The 16,259-nt window shown below is 76.2% G+C and carries 14 protein-coding genes, 2 tRNA genes and 1 pseudogene; 5 read left to right on the top strand and 12 right to left on the bottom strand.

What is annotated here, in order from left to right:
* Window positions 1-13: 13 nt before the first annotated feature.
* The 3 genes from ABZ449_RS32895 to ABZ449_RS32885 all read right to left on the bottom strand — a co-directional run bounded on the left by ABZ449_RS32895 (window position 14) and on the right by ABZ449_RS32885 (window position 1,329).
* Window positions 14-87: transfer RNA gene (locus tag ABZ449_RS32895), tRNA-Lys, on the bottom strand.
* Between the two features lie 68 nt (window positions 88-155).
* Window positions 156-701 (bottom strand): bifunctional DNA primase/polymerase, encoded by a 546-nt coding sequence (locus ABZ449_RS32890; RefSeq protein ID WP_360353465.1) that lies wholly within the window; start codon window positions 699-701, stop codon window positions 156-158.
* Window positions 702-975: 274 nt separating this feature from the next.
* Window positions 976-1,329, bottom strand: coding sequence for a hypothetical protein (locus tag ABZ449_RS32885; protein WP_224284994.1), 354 nt, complete (start codon window positions 1,327-1,329; stop codon window positions 976-978).
* Window positions 1,330-1,582: 253 nt separating this feature from the next.
* Here ABZ449_RS32885 and ABZ449_RS32880 point away from each other — a divergent pair, with 253 nt between their 5' ends.
* A complete protein-coding gene (locus ABZ449_RS32880; protein ID WP_360353458.1) occupies window positions 1,583-1,909 on the top strand; it encodes a hypothetical protein in 327 nt (108 codons plus the stop codon).
* 4 nt (window positions 1,910-1,913) lie between these two features.
* On the opposite strand, the gene ABZ449_RS32875 is transcribed toward ABZ449_RS32880, so the two are convergent.
* The 3 genes from ABZ449_RS32875 to ABZ449_RS32865 all read right to left on the bottom strand — a co-directional run bounded on the left by ABZ449_RS32875 (window position 1,914) and on the right by ABZ449_RS32865 (window position 6,330).
* Window positions 1,914-3,281: an AAA family ATPase gene (locus tag ABZ449_RS32875; protein ID WP_360353456.1), complete on the bottom strand. Its 1,368-nt coding sequence runs from the start codon at window positions 3,279-3,281 to the stop codon at window positions 1,914-1,916.
* Between the two features lie 8 nt (window positions 3,282-3,289).
* Window positions 3,290-4,888, bottom strand: coding sequence for a hypothetical protein (locus ABZ449_RS32870; RefSeq protein WP_360353454.1), 1,599 nt, complete (start codon window positions 4,886-4,888; stop codon window positions 3,290-3,292).
* A 227-nt stretch (window positions 4,889-5,115) separates the two neighbouring features.
* Window positions 5,116-6,330, bottom strand: a complete 1,215-nt coding sequence (locus ABZ449_RS32865; protein WP_360353452.1) for a hypothetical protein — start codon at window positions 6,328-6,330, stop codon at window positions 5,116-5,118.
* A gap of 241 nt (window positions 6,331-6,571) precedes the next feature.
* Between ABZ449_RS32865 and ABZ449_RS32860 the strand changes: the two genes are divergently transcribed.
* A complete protein-coding gene (locus ABZ449_RS32860) occupies window positions 6,572-7,228 on the top strand; it encodes a histidine phosphatase family protein (RefSeq protein ID WP_360353450.1) in 657 nt (218 codons plus the stop codon).
* Window positions 7,229-7,327: 99 nt separating this feature from the next.
* Here the strand turns inward: ABZ449_RS32860 and ABZ449_RS32855 are convergent, their stop codons facing one another.
* Window positions 7,328-8,950 carry a tetratricopeptide repeat protein gene (locus tag ABZ449_RS32855; protein WP_360353449.1) on the bottom strand — a complete coding sequence of 541 codons (1,623 nt, stop codon included), beginning with the start codon at window positions 8,948-8,950 and terminating at the stop codon, window positions 7,328-7,330.
* A 263-nt stretch (window positions 8,951-9,213) separates the two neighbouring features.
* Between ABZ449_RS32855 and ABZ449_RS32850 the strand changes: the two genes are divergently transcribed.
* From ABZ449_RS32850 to ABZ449_RS32840, 3 genes are all read left to right on the top strand, one after another.
* Window positions 9,214-9,729: a hypothetical protein gene (locus ABZ449_RS32850; protein ID WP_360353447.1), complete on the top strand. Its 516-nt coding sequence runs from the start codon at window positions 9,214-9,216 to the stop codon at window positions 9,727-9,729.
* Between the two features lie 105 nt (window positions 9,730-9,834).
* Window positions 9,835-10,740, top strand: a complete 906-nt coding sequence (locus ABZ449_RS32845; RefSeq protein ID WP_360353446.1) for a fused MFS/spermidine synthase — start codon at window positions 9,835-9,837, stop codon at window positions 10,738-10,740.
* Between the two features lie 127 nt (window positions 10,741-10,867).
* Window positions 10,868-11,383, top strand: a complete 516-nt coding sequence (locus ABZ449_RS32840; protein WP_360353445.1) for a GNAT family N-acetyltransferase — start codon at window positions 10,868-10,870, stop codon at window positions 11,381-11,383.
* 221 nt (window positions 11,384-11,604) lie between these two features.
* On the opposite strand, the gene ABZ449_RS32835 is transcribed toward ABZ449_RS32840, so the two are convergent.
* The 5 genes and pseudogenes from ABZ449_RS32835 to ABZ449_RS32815 all read right to left on the bottom strand — a co-directional run.
* A complete protein-coding gene (locus ABZ449_RS32835) occupies window positions 11,605-12,552 on the bottom strand; it encodes a hypothetical protein (RefSeq protein WP_360353444.1) in 948 nt (315 codons plus the stop codon).
* A gap of 110 nt (window positions 12,553-12,662) precedes the next feature.
* A complete protein-coding gene (locus tag ABZ449_RS32830) occupies window positions 12,663-13,109 on the bottom strand; it encodes a DUF4442 domain-containing protein (RefSeq protein WP_360353442.1) in 447 nt (148 codons plus the stop codon).
* A 183-nt stretch (window positions 13,110-13,292) separates the two neighbouring features.
* Window positions 13,293-13,368 (bottom strand) — tRNA-His (locus ABZ449_RS32825).
* Between the two features lie 175 nt (window positions 13,369-13,543).
* Window positions 13,544-14,146 (bottom strand): oligoribonuclease, encoded by a 603-nt coding sequence (orn, locus tag ABZ449_RS32820; protein ID WP_360353441.1) that lies wholly within the window; start codon window positions 14,144-14,146, stop codon window positions 13,544-13,546.
* An 899-nt stretch (window positions 14,147-15,045) separates the two neighbouring features.
* Window positions 15,046-16,044 (bottom strand): annotated as a pseudogene (locus tag ABZ449_RS32815) (helix-turn-helix domain-containing protein); the annotation flags it as partial.
* Window positions 16,045-16,259: the final 215 nt, after the last annotated feature.

The following is a 16,259-nucleotide window of genomic DNA, read 5'->3' as shown; positions in this document are numbered from 1 at the left end:
TTCCGGCTGTCTGTGCGCCGCCAGGGACTCGAACCCCGGACCCGCTGATTAAGAGTCAGCTGCTCTAACCAACTGAGCTAGCGGCGCCTGCTGACAGAGAAGACTCTAGCAGCGCCCTGCGGCCGCGCCAAAATCGAATACCGGTCGCCCCGCGTTCACCCCCCGGCCACGACGGCCGCCCCGGCGGGAACCGGATCGCCCTCCTCGCGCGCCGCCCGGACGCAGGCCCAGAGCACCACCGCGGCGCCGGGCAGCCGGGGGTCGCGCCGCTCCGGCGCGACGATCCACCGGCCAGCGCCCTGCCCCGGGGAGTCCGGGCTGTTCACCATCCGCTGCAGGGGCGGTACGGTCACCGTGTCGCCCTTGCCGTGGCACAGCAGCGGCGGCACGTCCCGGGCCCACTCCTCCCAGGCCAGCAGCCGGCGCAGCCGGGGTGCCGCGCCCGGCTGGACGAACAGCAGCAGCCGCCCCCGGTGGGAGGCCACCGGTCCGCAGCCCGGCCCGGAGGTCCACAGCTCGTCCAGCACCCGGCGGCCGAACAGCGCCGGCATGCTGATCACGTCGAAGGCGCGCCCGCAGGGCAGCACCGACGGCGCCCAGGGACGGCTCTCCCACAGGGCGCGCATGCTGCGCGGGTACTCGCTGGCGGAAGCGAGCCACGCCTCCCCGGCCGCGCCGACGTACTCGACCGACGGGTGCATCACCGACGGGTACGTCACCGATTGCTGCGTCACCGATTGCTGCGTCACCGACTGCTGTGTCCAGATCTCCACGGAGAGCAGCCTGTGCGGCGCACGCCCGCACCGGGACGGAAAGCGCGGTTCGCCGGACAGCGCGGCAGGGGACGGCGTACCCTTCCCCGCCGCGCATATGCCAGTGGCCCGTGTCCGGCCGACGGGTGCGGGGTTCGGTCCTCGTGCCGGCGCGGCCGGAGCAGGGGCTCAGTCCTCGTGCCGGCGCGGCCGGAGCAGGGGCTCAGTCCTCGTGCCGGCGCGGCTGGAGCAGGGTGCGGCCGTACTCGATCATCTTGGCGGCGTAGTCCGGGGTCCAGTCCGCCCGCTGGGCGATCTCGGCGTCGGACAGCGCGTCGAACCGGCGCGGGTCGGCGAGCTGTGCGGCGGCGACCGCCTGGAAGTCCGTGGCCCGCTCGGCGGCGGCCCGGAAGGCCAGGGCCAGTTCCGTGGAGCGGCGCAGCAGCTCCGCCGGGTCCTCGATCGACTCCAGGTCGAAGAATCGTTCCGGCTCGGGTTCGGCGGACTGCGGCTCGAACAGCAGCTGCACCGGACGCAGGCGCCTGGTGGGCTCGGACGACTCTGGGGAGTCGGGCATGGACGGACACCTCCGGGTCTCGGGTGGGGTGGAAGGAATCGGGTCCGGGCTGCGCCGCCCGGTCGGGGCCGCCGTCCATTGTCTCGCGGCGGTGGCCGGTAGCGGAACGGTGCGCACGCGAGCGCTATTCCCCGGTGCGCGCCGGGCGTGCGCGTCGCGCGCCGCGCTACCGGATCGCATGCGAACCGGTTGTCCCGGTGTACCGGCTGTCCCGGTGCACGCCGACCGTCCGAAGAAGCTGGAGAGCACCCCCATGCGTGTGAGAAGGAGCCTCACGGCCCCCGCCCTGTCCGTCCTGTCCCTGCTGGGCGCGCTGTTCGCGGTCGCCGCCTCCGTCGCCCCGCCCGCCGCGGCTGCCGAGGAGGCGCTGGTGGTCACCGGGCAGCCGAGCGGCCCGGGCGGCGTCTCCACGGCGACCTGCCCGTCCGGCACCCACCTGACCGGCGGCGGCTACCGGCTCCAGCCGGACGCGGACGGCCCGGTGCGCGCCGACGGCCCCACCGCCGACGCGCGCGGGTGGAGCGCGCAGGCGCAGCGGGGCTCGGTGGTGGCCTTCGCGGTCCGCGAGACCGAGGACTGACCCGCTAGCGCACGTGGACCCGGTGGCCGCTCAGGTGGTCCAGCACCTGGTGGTTGGCCTCCCAGCCGTCCGGGAAGGCCACCGGGACGCCCAGCTGCACCGGCTCGGTCGCGGGGTGCTCGTCCAGCAGCTCGGCGATCCCGGCCCGGGCCACCACGATGCACGCGTGCCGGTGCCGGGAGGCGAGCACGCAGAGCCGGCCGGTCTCCAGGTGGAACGCGGTCGCGTCGGGGCGCCCGGAGAGCGGGTGCAGCACCACGGTGACGTCGTACTCGCGGCCCTGGAGGCGGTTGGCGGTGTCCACCGTGACGGCCGGCCCGGCCGCGCCGTCCACCGGCACGCCCGCCTTGAGCAGCGCCGCGCGCACGGCCGCCGCCTGGTCCCGGTGGGCTGTGCCGACGGCGACCCGGTCCGCGGTGAGCGGGGCCTCGCCCTGCTCGGAGTGGGCGGTCAGCCCCCGCTCCAGCAGCCGGCGGACGGCGGCCGCGACGGCCGCCACGGCCTGCGGGTCGGTCCGTACGGTGTGCCGGGCGGGCAGCTCCAGCAGGGCCCAGCCGTGCTCGGCGGCCCGGTCGATCACCGCGTCCAGGGCCGAGCCGTCCGGGCGCACGGAGGCCGTCAGCCGGCGGTCGTCCGGGCCGGTGCCGGAGCGGAACGGCGTGTACGGGTAGAAGGCCCGCGAGATCAGCGGCGCGGCGCTGGCGGGCAGCCGCCAGGAGACCGGCAGCCGGTGCGGCTCGATCTCCGGGTTGTGCGCCAGCATGGTGACCACCGCGCTGCCGGACGGGTCGTACGACAGCCCCGCCCACTGCTCGGTGCCGACCACGGTGAACGGGTCCAGCTGGCCCGGGTCGCCGACGAACAGCGCCCGCTCGAACAGCCGGGCCACCGCGAGCAGGGCGTCCGAGCGCATCTGGTACGCCTCGTCGACGATCGCGTGCCGCCACGGGGCCTCGGCCCGCACCCACTGCCACTTGGCCGAGGTGGAGATCACCACGTCGTGCTCGACCAGGTCGGCGACCTTGTCGGAGGGCGTGACGTTGGCGTGCTTCAGCACCTCCGGGCCGGGCCGGGAGTCCGCGGCGTGCAGCCGGCCGATCGTCAGCTCCGGCGCCTTCTCGGCCAGTCGGCCGACCAGGTCGTCCACCTGGCCGTTGGTCTGGGCGACGATCATCAGCCGCTCGCCGGCCTCGACCAGCTCGCGCGCGGCCCGCACCACGAGCGTCGACTTCCCGGCGCCGGGCGGGGAGTCCACCACCACACCGCGGGGGGCGCCGGCCGGCGGACGGACGGTGGCGGCCAGGATCCGGGCCACCGCGGCATCGGCGGCCTCGCCCGGGGCCTGCGCGCCCGGGGTCTGTTCGGGGGGCATCGGACGGCTCACTCCCACTCCTCGGAGACGGACGGGGCGGGTACGGGCGCGGCGCCGGGCGGGCCGCCGTGGGTCCAGGGGGTGTCGTCCGGCTCGGGCAGCGGCGCGGACTGCCGCACCGTCAGCTCGAACAGGGTGAAGGTGACCGACTCGCCGGGCTCGGGCAGGCTGCCCGGCTCCGGCTCCTTCCTGCGGCCCATGCCGGAGAGCACCCGCAGGGTGAGGGTGCCCTCGGCGGCGTCCACCGCGGCGATCTCCGCCTTCTGCGCGGACGGGCCGTGCACGCGGTGCACCTCACGGCCGAGGTCCGCGTGCGGGCGGTCGACGGTGCGCAGGGTGACCAGCGGGCGCGGCTTGGGGGAGCGGCCGGAGGTGTCCCAGTCCGGCACCACCTCCGTGACCACGCCGCTGAACGCCTCGCCGGCCAGCCGGTGCTCGGCCATCGCCAGCGGGTCGTCCAGCGCCTCCTGGACGTCGAGCCGGGCCTGCTCGCGCTCGCGCTGGGCGAGCTTGCGGGCCGCCGTGACGGCGTCGTCCTGCCGGGGCTGCGGCGGCTCGCCGGCCGCCAGCCGGTCCCGGTGGCCGGTGTAGGACCAACGGTCGCCGGTCCAGCGCTCCTCCAGGTGGCCGGCCGACGGCAGGGTGCGCAGCAGGTCCAGGCCCCGCCAGACGTCCCGCCAGGTGGGCAGCAGGACGGACGACAGCGCCTCCTCCAACGCGGCCAACGCGGCCCGCACGGCCGCCCGGGCACGCGCGGCGGCGGCCTCGTCGCGCTCCTCGGCACTGTGTTGCAGGGCGCCCACCGCGGAGTCGTAGCGGGCGATCGCCGGGGCGAGCACGAACTCGTCGAAGCGGGGGTCGGTCGCCGGGCCGGCCGGCGGGTGCAGCAGCTGCCCCCGGTCGTCCCGGGCGGACTCGGCCAGCTCGGCCGCCCGCGCGCCGGTCAGGCCGGCCGGCGGGTGGTGCCAGGCGAGCCGGGCCGCCAGGTGCTGGTCCTCCAGGTGGCTCTGGCCGGTCGCCCAGTGCCGGGCCAGCAGGCCGGTCATCGGCAGCAGCAGCGAGGAGCCGGGCACCTGGGCGCGGTCGGTGAGATGGGTCAGCCAGCGGCCGAGCAGCGGCACCCGGACCGGTGCCGGGTACGGGCCCGGCTCCTCGTCCTCGGCGGTGCGGCGGAAACGGGTCGAGCGGCCGATCAGGGCGAGGTGGTGCACGCCCGCGCCGTTCGGCACGATCAGCTGCGGGGCGTCCGCGCACAGCTCGCGGAACACCTGGGTCTTCTCGCCGGTCTCCGGATCCTTCTCGGAGCCCTCGATCTGCTCCACGTCCTCGGCGAAGGACTCCAGGTAGGGCAGCAGGTCGGCGGCCAGCTCGGCCAGGAAGTCGAACCGCAGGGTGCGGTTGAGCGGCTGCGGCACCAGGTGCAGCCGGGGCGCGTCCCGGTCGGTGCCGAGCATCACCGCGAGCGGCGCGCCGGACTCGCCGGCGGCGGTCAGCGGGACCAGCACCATCGGGCGGTCGGACAGGTGCCGGTGCCGGACGGTGGCCAGCGGCTCGGCCCGGCCGCTGCGGACGGCCTCCAGCCGGGCGAGGGTGGTGAGCAGACTCATGTGCCCGCCTCGCTCCGCTCGGCGAGGGCGTTCGCCCACACGCGCCTCTCGATGATTCTCTCGCTGCGCTCGCTCATGCGCCCGCCTCGCTCCGCTCGGCGAGGGCATTCGCCCACACGCGCCTCTCGATGATCCTCTCGCTGCGCTCGCTCATGCGCCCGCCTCGCTCCGTTGGGCGAGGGCGTTCGCCCACGCGCGCGCCTCGATGATCCTCTCGCTGCGCTCGCTCATGCGACGGCTCCCGTGGTCGCGGCGCCCAGGGCCTCGGCGCGCAGGGCGGCCGCGTAGGCGAGGCGTTCGGCGGCGTCGTCCGCGCCGTCCAGGTCCTCGTTCTTGGTGCCGGCGGCGGCCAGCGCCTCGGCGACCGTACGGATGCTGCCCAGTTCGCCGCGCACGCCCCGGCCGAGCTGCTCGACCCGGTCGCCGCAGCGGGCCCGGGCGCGGCAGTGGAAGCCGAGTTCGCAGGTGGAGAGGCAGTCCGGGCTGTACGCGGCGGGCACCGCCTCGACCGAGGCGGCCAGCTGTTCGGCGGTCCGGGCCGGTGCGCCGTCCTCGTCGGCGGCCAGGTCGAAGTCGGTGTCCGGCGGCAGTGCTTCCAGCAGCCGGCCGATGCCGGTCATCCGGCTCAGCTGGCGCCGGGTGGTGGCCAGTTCGCGGCGGACGTCCACGGTCACCGCGGTCGGCCGGTTGCCGAAGTCCTTCGGGCAGACCAGCAGCACACCGGTGCGGGGGCTGCCCGGAAGCCGCTGCTCGGTGTACGGGTCCTCGGCGAGCGGCTGCCCGGCCGCCGCGGCGGCGGCCTGCTGGAGGGCCAGCACGTACACCGCGGCCTGCCGGGCGGCGGCGCCGACCTTGGCCGGGTCGGCGCTGCCGTCCAGCACCGGGAAGGACTTGATCTCGACCACGGTGCACCGCCCGCCGTGCACCACCAGCGCGTCCGGCTCCAGGTAGGCGGTGCTGCCGGCCACCCCCAGGCGCAGCATCGGGTGGTCGAGCAGCGTCCAGGCCTCCGGGTCGGCGGCGGCCCGGGCCAGTGCCTCGGCCGTCCGGTCGGCGCGGACGGCCGGGCCGGAGCGGTGCAGCAGGTCCGGCACCTGGAGCGGGAACCGGTCGTCCGCGGGGATGCCCAGGTGGTGGCGGAGCGGCTCCAGCAGCGCGGCGTAGCCGTCCGCCTTCAGCCGGGACTCGAAGATCACGCCGCGGGCTATGGCGAAGGGGGACTGGCCGAAGGGGGCGGGGCGGCCGAGCCGGGCGGCCAGCCCCGACTTGTCCACCCCGGCCGCGTCGAGCACGGCACGGCGGTGGCAGCCCGGATTGGCGGCGAGCGCGGCGAGGGAGCGGGCGTTCAGACTGCGCTGCGGGGCCGGTCCGCGCAGCTCCGCGAGCCGCTGGGCGAGCGGCTCAGCGGGCCCGCCCGGCGGGACGTTCGTCGAGACGTTCATGGTGCGGCCCAGTGTCGCATCCGGGTCCGACAACGCGGCGCGGACCGGCCGTTGGACGACCGTCCGGCACACCGCGGGGCCGGAAGGGGGTGCCGGGCGGACGTGCCCACCGGCGTGCGGCGGCGGCCGCCGCTCCCGGCCCCGCGATCGTCTCCGCCGTCCGGGTGGGGGATCATGGAGCCCGGTGCTCAATGGTGAGACCGAAACCGTTGCCACCGCCCTGCAGCCGCTAGGAGCCCCCATGCCCGCCCGCATCGTGCTGGTCCGCCACGGCGAGACCGAGTGGTCCGCGACCGGCCGCCACACCGGCCGCACCGACATCCCGCTGACCGAGGAGGGCCGCGCGATGGCCCGGGCCCTCGGCGCCCGCCTCGCCGAGGCCCCCTGGAACGGGATGCCGGACGCGCTCGTCTACACCAGCCCGCTCGGCCGGGCCGAGGAGACCTGCGAGCTGGCCGGCTTCGGCGACCGCGCGGTGGAGCGCCCGGAGCTGATGGAGTGGGACTACGGCGCGTACGAGGGCCGCACCGGCGCGGACATCCGGGCCACCGACCACCCCGGCTGGCTGATCTGGCGCGACGGGGTGCCCGGCGGCGAGAAGCTCTCCGACGTGGCCGCCCGGGTGGACGCCTTCCTGGCCGGCCTCAACGAGGAGCACGGCGTCCCGGAGCCGGACACCACCGTGATGCACTGCGCCGACCAGGACGTCGTCCTGTTCGCGCACGGCCACCTGCTGCGGATCCTCACCGCCCGTTGGCTGGGCCTGCCGCCCGAGTTCGCCCAGCGGTTCAAGCTCGGTACGGCCGCGCTCTGCGTGCTGTCCTGGGAGTACGGCGCGCCGGCGGTGGAGATCTGGAACGACCTGTCCCACCTGGACGGCCTGACCGCCGGGCACTGACCGCGGGGGCCCGGTCCGTCGGGCACCGACCTCGGGGGCCCGGTCCGCCGGGCGGCTCCGGGGGCTCTGCCCGGAGTCTGCCGGGGGTCCGGCCGGGCTCTAGGCGGCCGCCGCCCGGTCGTACTCGGCCAGGAACCGGCGCACCTCGGGAACCGCGACGTGCGGGCGCAGCCGTCCCGCGGTGTCCGCGAGCATGCTCCGGATCCGGGCCGAGCGGACGGCGCCGAACAGTGCGACGGCGGCCGAGCCGTGGTGCGCCGCGCCCGCCAGGTCCCCGCGGCCGAGCCGGTCGTGGGCCAGCTCGGCGGTGTACAGCACCCGGTTGCGGACGAAGTGCGGCTTCTGGAGCGTTATCGCCAGCCCGGCCTGCTCGCTGGCGCGGTCCCAGTCGCCGAGCGCCGACCAGCACTGCGACTGGAGCCCGGCGATCTCGGCCTCGCCGAAGAAGGACATCCACTCCGGGTCCCGCTCGCCCGGGCCCCGGTCGAACAGGGCGTACGCCCGGCCGAGCGCGCGCTCGCAGGAGGCGCGGTCCTGGAGCAGCGCCCAGGCGCCGGCCTCGCGCATGCTCAGCAGGGCGAGCAGACGCTCGGAGCGCAGCTCCCGGGCGGCGACCTGCCCGGCCTGGGCGGCGCGCAGCGCCTCGCGCGGGCGGCCGGCGTCCCGGGCGAGGAAGGCGCTGTTGCAGAAGACGTGCGCCTCCAGGGCGGAGTCCCCGGCCATCCGGGCGGTGGCGAGCGCCTCGGCGTAGAACGAGCGGGCGTCCGCGAGGCGATTGGAGTCATGGGCCAACCAGCCGACGGAGATGGCGAGTTCGCCTGCCCCGGTCTGGAGCCGGCGCTCCGTCTCGGCGCTGTACTCGCACTCGTTGAGCAGCACGTAGGCGTTGCGCAGCGACTGCCCGGCGAGCTCGTACAGGGCATCCGCGCCGTGCGCGTCGTCGGCCAGCCGGATCTCCCGGACGGCCTGTTCGACGCCGAGCACCTCGGCGGCGCCGACCCGGCGCAACGGCGTCACCGGCCCGGGCCGGCCGGGCACCACCGGTTCGCCGCCGAGCAGCGACGGCGCGGCGAACTCCGCACCGGGAAAGGCGCCTTGGCCGCTGAGTGCGGCAAGCGTGCGGTCGGCGCCGGCCGGCCGACCGGTGGCCGCGGCCGGCCGGTCGATGCCGATCACGGCGGCCAGCGCGGTGGTGCCGCCGGCCAGGAACGTACGGCGACGCACGTCGTCGTTCTCCTCGTCGAGATTGGGCGATCCATCGGGCCCCCGGGGCACCGTCCCGGGGCTCGGCCACGGGGGCCCGTCCGGAGCGGCTGGATCCGCGTACGGCGAGGCAGCGTACGGGAGTTGGGTGGAGAGTGGTGAGCGCGGGGCGGGCAGGGGCGGGAACGTCGGGTGGAGCGGAGGCGGTTCGGTCCACCGGACGGATCCGGCCGCCGGGCGGCGGCGGACGGAGGTCCGGGGGGCGAAGCCGAGGTCGGTGAGCGTGCGGTCCGGCCACATGTGCCGGAACACCCGCTCGTAGGCGTAGTTGGGGCAGCGGATCTCACCGGATTCGACCCGTCCGACGTAGCGGGCGTCGCAGGACACGTGCTCGCCGATCTCGCGGGCGGCTCTGCGGACGGCCGTGGCGAACTCGCCGGGTGAACGGTCGCCGCGCAGTGCGCGCATCACGCTGTTGGGGGACGGTCGGTTCGGCTCGGCCGGTGGGGTGGCTGCCATGGCGCCGAGAGTACTCGGAGTCACCGACCGGCCACATTCGGTTGGTGGGACATCTGCCGTCGAACCATGGCAAAAGGGGCGATGTTGCGGGATATCCGCCATGAAATGCCATGCCTTGCTGTAAGGCGCCCCGTGGCCTGGGGTGTGGCCTCCGCGTTGTCCTGGTACACGGAAAAAAGCCCATGCCGTAGCCCCGGCCCGTCCCAGTCCGGCGGCCCCGCCCGACGGCTGTGCTTCCGGACCGACGAGGTACAGGAGAGTCCATGATGGCCACCGGACTGTCGCAGCACCGCCCCGGCCGCGGGGGAGTGCTCGCCGGCGCCGCTCCCGCCCTGCTCCCCGAACCCGCCGACGACCGACTCTCCGGCCAGGGACCGGTCGGCGGCGGCCGGCTCCCCTGCGGCGGCCGCCGGCGCGAGCGCACGACCACTGACGAGGGCACCCCCGTCACCTCCTGCGACACCGTGACCGTCGCCCTGCGGCACGGCCTCGAAGCCGTCGACATCCTGAGACTGCGCCGCGCCTGCGGAGCCGTCCTGCAGAGCCGCAACGGCAGCACCGTCTCCTTCCTCGTCCCGGCCGGCACCTGGGAGACCTGGCACCTGCCCGGCAGCTCCTGTACCGCGGGCGCGCTCGTGCCCGCCGGCACCGACCCCCGCTGGGTGATCCCGCCCTCCGGCGCCGGCCGCACCGCACGCCCCACCGACGCCTGGGTGCTCCGCTCAGCCCTCTGCGAGGCCGCCTGCACGCTCACCGCAGGCGGCCTCGGCCCGTTCTAGCGGGCGCGCCGTGCGGATCCCGCCGGGCCCCCGAGCCTCCGGCCGGGTCCCTGCGGCACGCCCCTGACCTGTGGCTGTTCCACCCCGACGGCGATAATGGCTGGCATGGGACGAAGCAGCAGAGCCGCGCGCGGCCCGGAACCGGCGGCCACCACCGGACAAGGCGGACGCACCCACGCCCAGGGCCCGCTCAGCCGTCCCGTCGGGTCCGGCCTCGCCGAGCTGCGCCCCGACCGCGACCGGCCCGCCGCCTGGTCGCTGCTGATCGACGGCGCCCCGCAGTCCCTGGTCGACCTCGCCGACCCCACTCACCTCGGCTTCGAGTACCAGCGCCGGCTCGGCCACCTGATCGACCTGGTCGCCCCGCCCGGGCGCCCGCTCACCGTCCTGCACCTCGGCGGCGGCGCCCTCACCCTGGCCCGCTACACCGCCGCGACCCGGCCGCGCTCCCGCCAGCAGGTCGCCGAGATCGACACCGCGCTCACCGAACTCGTCCGCGCCGAACTCCCGTTGGAGCGCGGCCGGCAGATCAAGGTACGCGGCGCGGACGCCCGCAGCGTGCTGGAGCGCACCCCCGAGGACAGCGTCGACCTGGTGATCACCGACGTCTTCTCCGGGGCCCGCACCCCCGCCCACTGCACCACCGTCGAGTTCACCACCCTCGCCGCCCGCGCCCTCGCCCCCGGCGGCTGGTACGCCGCCAACATCGCCGACGGCGGCGCCCTGCCCTTCGCCCGCTCCCAGGTCGCCACCCTCGGCGCGGTCTTCCCCGAGCTGTGCCTGATCGCCGACCCCGCCGTACTGCGCGGCAAGCGCTTCGGCAACCTCGTCCTGGCCGCCGCCCACACCCCGCTTCCGGTCGCCGAGCTCACCCGCCGCGCGGCCTCCGACTCCGCCCACGCCCGGGTCGAACACGGCGGCGCCCTCACCGACTTCGCGGCCGGTGCTGTTCCCGCGACGGACGCCACGGCGGCGCCCTCCCCACAACCGCCGCCGGGGGTCTTCCACTGACGACCGCCGCCGGTGCGTCTCCCGGCGTTCCCCGGCGCCCGTGCAGCCCGGCGCACATCCGTTGGCGGACGACCGAGCGGCGGCCGACAATGGCGCTGCCGTTCGGACACCGACTCGAGGGAGAGCCATGGAGATCAGGCCGGCCCGGCCGGAGGAGGCCGTGCGGCTCACCGGCATCGCCCTGCGGTCCAAGGCGTACTGGGGCTACGACGAGGCGTTCATGGCCGCCTGCCGGGCGGAGCTGACCATGGACGCCGGCGTGATCGAGCGGTCGGCCACGATGGTGGCCGAGGACGCCGGGCGCCTGCTGGGATTCGTCTCGTTCTCCGGCGCGCCGCCGACCGGATCGCTGGACCAGCTCTTCGTCGAGCCCGAGTCGATCGGCCGTGGTGTCGGCCGCGCACTGTTCGAGCGGGCTCGGAGCCTGGCCGTGGAACTCGGCCTGCGCCGGTTCACCATCGACTCCGACCCGAATGCCGAGCCGTTCTACCTCGCGATGGGTGCCACCCGGATCGGCAGCGTCCCGTCCGGCTCGATCCCGGGGCGCGAACTCCCGCTGCTGGTCCTGGAACTGGCCGCGCGGCCCGAACCCTCCGCCTCGGCCCGCGCGCGGCGGAGGGAGACGCCTCCTCGGCCTCGGTAGGCGCACCACGCCGACGCCACGACCCAACCGGGGCTCCAGGGCCAGTCCTCGAACTCCCGCCCGCGGCCCGCGCGGCAATGCGCCCTGGGCTCCGACCGGGAGGCGCCCCACCTCCGCCTCTGCGGCGCACGCACCCCAACGCTGCCCTGCCCTCCGGGCGGACGAGCGGCCGAGCGCAGGGGGACGGGCGACGGGCGGGCGAGTGTCAGACCCCGGCCCGTTCAGTGCCCGCGTGGCAGCCCGCGGTGCTTGCACATGGCCGCCCCGGTGAGCAGCAGGCCGGCGGCGATGGGGGCGAGGACGGCGGTCGCGGTGGCGGAGCCGTCGTGGGAGGTGGTCGCCGTGGCGGTGTCGGCGATGGCCACCGTCGCGGGCGTCCTGCCGCGGCCGGGCGCGGCCGCGGCCGTGGAGTCCGTCGGCCGGCCGGGTTCTGCGGTGAGCCCGGTCTCGTCGACGGTCGTGGTCGCCGCCTCCTGGACCAGGGTTTCCTCCACCGCCCCGCGCTGCCGGGGAACGGCGGGAAGGGCGGCGCCGGGGCGGCGCCGGGCGGCGGAGGGCGGACCGGCGGGTCCGTCCTCGCGGAAGGCGCGGGAGCCGTCGGAGCGGTCCTGGGCGGGGACGACGTCGAGCAGGCCGGAGGCGAGGGCGAAGGCGTCGGGGACGGCCGCGCGTTGGCCAGGCAGGGGCAGGCCGCCGGCCCGGATGCGTTCCTGGAGGGTGTCGCCGACCGCTCCCGTCGTTCCGGTGCCCCCGGCGACTCCGGTGATCGCGCCGCCCGGGCCGTTGCCGCCCGGTTCGTTCCCGGTGGGCCCCGGGGGCCCGGGGGAGCGGTCCGGCGGGCCGCCCGTCGACGGCCTGCCCGCCGACGGTCCGGACCCGACGGGACGTTCGGCTGACTGCCCGTCGAGGGCCGGTCCGTCGAGCACCGGCCGGTCGAGTGCCGGGGCGCCGTGCGCCGCGCGCCGGGCGGCGGGCCGGGCCGGGTCCGGCAGCGGGTCGGTGGTGGCCGCGTACGCCCCGGGGGCGCCGACTCCCCAGAGCTGCGCGAGCAGGGCTCCCGCGGCCGCGACGACCCGGGGGCGGGGCAGCCACCGGGTGATCCCGCGGCGGGCACCGGCGACGCCGCGAGGGGCGGGTTCCTGGGGCTTGGTCGCGTGATTGGCTCGCACGTGAATCGAGAACGAGCGGCCGGGCGGTGAGGTCACGCCCGCCGTCACGGACAGTCATCGCGCGGGTGGCCCCGGGGCCGCCGCTCCCGGGGCCACCGACCGCGTGGCGGTCAGGAGTTGGGGCGCAGGGTCCAGGTGACCGTCATCACGCCGGTGACGGCGCCGTCGGCGCGGGTGATCTCGACGGTGACCGGGAACTCGGGGCGGCCGCCGGCGTCCAGTTCGGCGACGACCTCGGCGGCCGGGCGGCCGAGCAGGGCGGTGGCGGTGACGGCGCCCATGGCGAGCTTCTTGTACGCGATCTCGGCGTTCACGGCGAGCGGCACGGCCCGGGACAGCTGGTCACCGAAGGCGGCGAGCACGATGCAGCCACTGGCGGACTCGGCCAGCGTGAACATCGCGCCGGCGTGCGGGCCGCCGACGTGGTTGTGGTACGCGGGCTGGTCCGGCAGGCGGAGCACGGCGCGCTCCGGGGTGGTCTCCAGGTACTCCAGGTTGAGGGTGTGCGCCATCGGCACGGTGTCGTCGAGCAGCTTGCCGATCGTAGGTGTGGTCATGGCGACGATGTTACTAGTCGGTAGCTTCCGGTGGCAGGGGGTCGTCCGGAAAGTCGACCGGGCGGGCGGGTGTGAGGCGGCGCACATCCCGGCGGGGAGCGCGCAACTGAGGCCGTGCACAGCTGAGGGAACGCGAAAACGCCCGAGGGGCCGACCTCTTGAAGAGATCGGCCCCTCGGGCTCTGGGGTGAGTGACGGGACTCGAACCCGCGGCCACCTGGACCACAACCAGGTGCTCTACCAACTGAGCTACACCCACCATCTGTCCGGTCCGTTCCCGCTCTCGCGTTCCCGTTCCGACAGGAAGAACTCTACAGGATCCGAGAGGGTGCTCGCGCCAGGGTTTCGTTCCGGCGAACGCGAGCACCTTCTCCGACCCTCCGGCGGGGCTCCGCGGGGCCGTTCCGGGCTCGGCCCGCACGGCGGCCCCGGGCTCAGCTCGCCGGTGCCCGGTACTTCCCGGCGATCGCCCGCGCGGTTTCGGCGTCCGGGCCGGGCTGCGGGACGAACACCGCCTCGCGGTAGTACCGCAGTTCGTCGATGCTCTCCCGGATGTCGGCGAGCGCCCGGTGGTTGCCGCCCTTCGGCGGGCTGTTGTAGTACGCCTTCGGGTACCAGCGCCGGGCCAGCTCCTTGATCGAGGAGACGTCCACGATCCGGTAGTGCAGGTGCTTCTCCAGGGCCGGCATGTCCCGGGCCAGGAAGCCGCGGTCGGTGGCCACCGAGTTGCCGCACAGCGGGGTCTTCCCGGCCTCCGGCACGTGCTCGCGCACGTAGGCGAGCACCCACTCCTCGGCCTCGGCCAGGGTCACGCCCTGCTCCAGCTCCTCCAGCAGCCCGGAGGCGGTGTGCATCTCGCGCACCACCTCGGGCATGTTCGCCAACGCCTCCGCCGGCGGCCGGATGATGACGTCCACACCCTCGCCGAGGATGTTCAGCTCGGAGTCCGTCACCAGCACCGCGACCTCGACCAGGGCGTCCCGGTCGAGGTCGAGGCCGGTCATTTCACAGTCGATCCATACCAAACGGTCATTCACACAACTCACCCTACGGCGCGATCGCGCGCCGCGGGGACCGGTGGAGTCGAGCGGGGCGCCTCGGCCTGGTGCCCCTCCGGCCCGTCGTGCGTTCCGGGGCCGTCCGGGTGCTCGCCGTCCCTGCCGGTCCGGACCGCGTGGCCGTCCCGTCCGGTCCGGGCCTCGCGCGCCGCCCGGGCGCCCTCGGCCGCGGGCCGGCCGACGGCCTGGCCGCGGACCTGCGGAGCCCGGGCCTGGCGGCCGCGGAGCTCGCCCGGGCCGGAGCCCGGCTGCCCGGTGGGGGCCGGCATCCGTCCGGTGGCCGGGCCGTGACCGCGCCCGGCCGCACCGGGCTCGTCCGCGGGCCGCTCGGCCGCGCTCCGGTGCCCCTGGCCCTGGCCGCGGACCCCCGGCTGCGGGAGGCCGTCCTCCGCCGCCGCGTGCTCGGCGGTGCGCGGCGGACGTCCGGTCCCCGACCCCGGTCCGACCTGCGGCGGAACCACCGCCGGCCGCAGCGGACCGCGCCCCGTCGCACCCTGCTGCCCGGGGTGCGGCTGCTGCGCGGCCTGCTGGTGCGGGTACGGCTGACCGGTCCGCGGGTGGAAGCCCTGGCCGGCCGGCGTCCCGACCTGCCCCGGACCGAACCCGCCGGGTTGTCCGGGTGCTCCCGGCTGCCCGTGACCGATCTGCTGCCCGTGCTGACCGGGTTGCCCGTGCTGGCCGTGCGGCACCGGTTGCCCGTGCTGCCCGATCGCGAGCGGCGCCCCCGGACCGGCCGGGAACGGCTGCGCCGACGGCCCGCCGTGCGCCCCGCCGAACAGCGGCCCGCCCGCCTGGGCGACCGCGCCCGCCGGGTGCGGCAGCGCTCCGGGCAGCCGCAGGTCGCCGAGCCCACCGGTCGGCGCGCTCGGCTGCTGACCGGGACGGCGGGCCCGGTAGCTGGTCCGGTACGCGGCCGGGGAGACCCCGAGCTGGCGGCGGAAGTGCCCGCGCAGCGCCACCGGCGAACGGAACCCGCACCGGCGCGCGACGTCGTCCACCGACAGCTCCGAGGTCTCCAGCAGCCGCTGCGCCTGGAGCACCCGCTGGGTGATCAGCCACTGCAACGGCGCACTGCCGGTGAGCGTGCGGAACCGCCGGTCGAAGGTGCGCCGGCTCATGTACGCGCGAGCCGCCAGCACCTCGACGTCGAACTGCTGGTTGAGGTTCTCCAGCGCCCACGTGACCACCTCGGCCAGCGGGTCGTTGCCGATCTCCTCCGGTAAAGACTGATCGATGTACTGGGCCTGTCCTCCGCCGCCGCGGCGGCTCGGCACCACCAGGCGGCGGGCCAGCGCGTTGGCCGCCTCGGCGCCGTGGTCGCTGCGCACCACGTGCAGGCACAGGTCGATGCCGGCGGCGGTGCCGGCCGAGGTGAGCACGTCGCCGTCGTCGACGAACAGCTCGCGCGGGTCGACATGGACCCGCGGGTAGCGCTTGGCCAGCGTCGGCGCGTACATCCAGTGGGTGGTCGCCGGGCGGCCGTCGAGCAGGCCGGCGGCGGCCAGCACGAAGGCGCCGGTGCAGAGCCCGATGATCCGGGCGCCCTCGTGGTGGGCCTTGCGCAGGGCGGTGATCGCCTCGACCGGCGGGGGCTGGGAGATCGAGCGCCAGGCCGGGACGACGATCGTGCCGGCCCGGGCGAGCGCCTCCAGGCCGTACGGGGCGGAGAGGGTCAGTCCGCCGGTGGTGGCCAGCGGGCCCTCCTCGCCGGCGCAGACCAGCAGGCGGTAGCGGGGCACCCCGGCGTCCTGGCGGTCCACGCCGAAGACGGAGAGCGGGATGGAGCTCTCGAAGATCGGGGCGCCGCCGAAGATCAGCACCGCGACGGTCTCCCGGCGGCGCCGGCCGGACAGCTTGCGCGGGGCGGAGGACGTCATCGGGGTCGGGGAGCCGTTCGCGCCGGGCCCGCCGTGGCCCAGCGGGCCGTGGCCCGAGCCGCCGCCGAGGGTGAGGCCGCCGCCGAGCGGACCGCCGCCCGGCCCGGGGGCGGCGACGGGGGCGCCGTTCAGGCCGGGGGCGCCGCCGCCGTAGCCGGGATGGCCGGAATGGCCGGAATGGCCGAGGTGGCCGCCGTAGTGGCCGGGATGGGCGA

Origin of the sequence: Kitasatospora sp. NPDC005856 (assembly GCF_040629945.1) — a bacterium.
Taxonomy (GTDB): Bacteria; Actinomycetota; Actinomycetes; order Streptomycetales; family Streptomycetaceae; genus Kitasatospora.
The sequence above is the reverse complement of the archived record's forward strand: the minus strand, read 5'-3'. Positions and strand labels throughout refer to the sequence as shown.

Bases quoted from the DNA above. Each gene is read 5' to 3' on its own strand.
- ABZ449_RS32890 (WP_360353465.1), bottom strand. From the start codon at position 701: ATGCACCCGTCGGTCGAGTACGTCGGCGCGGCCGGGGAGGCGTGGCTC.
- ABZ449_RS32885 (WP_224284994.1), bottom strand. From the start codon at position 1,329: ATGCCCGACTCCCCAGAGTCGTCCGAGCCCACCAGGCGCCTGCGTCCG.
- ABZ449_RS32880 (WP_360353458.1), top strand. From the start codon at position 1,583: ATGCGTGTGAGAAGGAGCCTCACGGCCCCCGCCCTGTCCGTCCTGTCC.
- ABZ449_RS32875 (WP_360353456.1), bottom strand. From the start codon at position 3,281: ATGCCCCCCGAACAGACCCCGGGCGCGCAGGCCCCGGGCGAGGCCGCC.
- ABZ449_RS32870 (WP_360353454.1), bottom strand. From the start codon at position 4,888: ATGAGTCTGCTCACCACCCTCGCCCGGCTGGAGGCCGTCCGCAGCGGC.
- ABZ449_RS32865 (WP_360353452.1), bottom strand. From the start codon at position 6,330: ATGAACGTCTCGACGAACGTCCCGCCGGGCGGGCCCGCTGAGCCGCTC.
- ABZ449_RS32860 (WP_360353450.1), top strand. From the start codon at position 6,572: ATGCCCGCCCGCATCGTGCTGGTCCGCCACGGCGAGACCGAGTGGTCC.
- ABZ449_RS32855 (WP_360353449.1), bottom strand. From the start codon at position 8,950: ATGGCAGCCACCCCACCGGCCGAGCCGAACCGACCGTCCCCCAACAGC.
- ABZ449_RS32850 (WP_360353447.1), top strand. From the start codon at position 9,214: ATGATGGCCACCGGACTGTCGCAGCACCGCCCCGGCCGCGGGGGAGTG.
- ABZ449_RS32845 (WP_360353446.1), top strand. From the start codon at position 9,835: ATGGGACGAAGCAGCAGAGCCGCGCGCGGCCCGGAACCGGCGGCCACC.
- ABZ449_RS32840 (WP_360353445.1), top strand. From the start codon at position 10,868: ATGGAGATCAGGCCGGCCCGGCCGGAGGAGGCCGTGCGGCTCACCGGC.
- ABZ449_RS32830 (WP_360353442.1), bottom strand. From the start codon at position 13,109: ATGACCACACCTACGATCGGCAAGCTGCTCGACGACACCGTGCCGATG.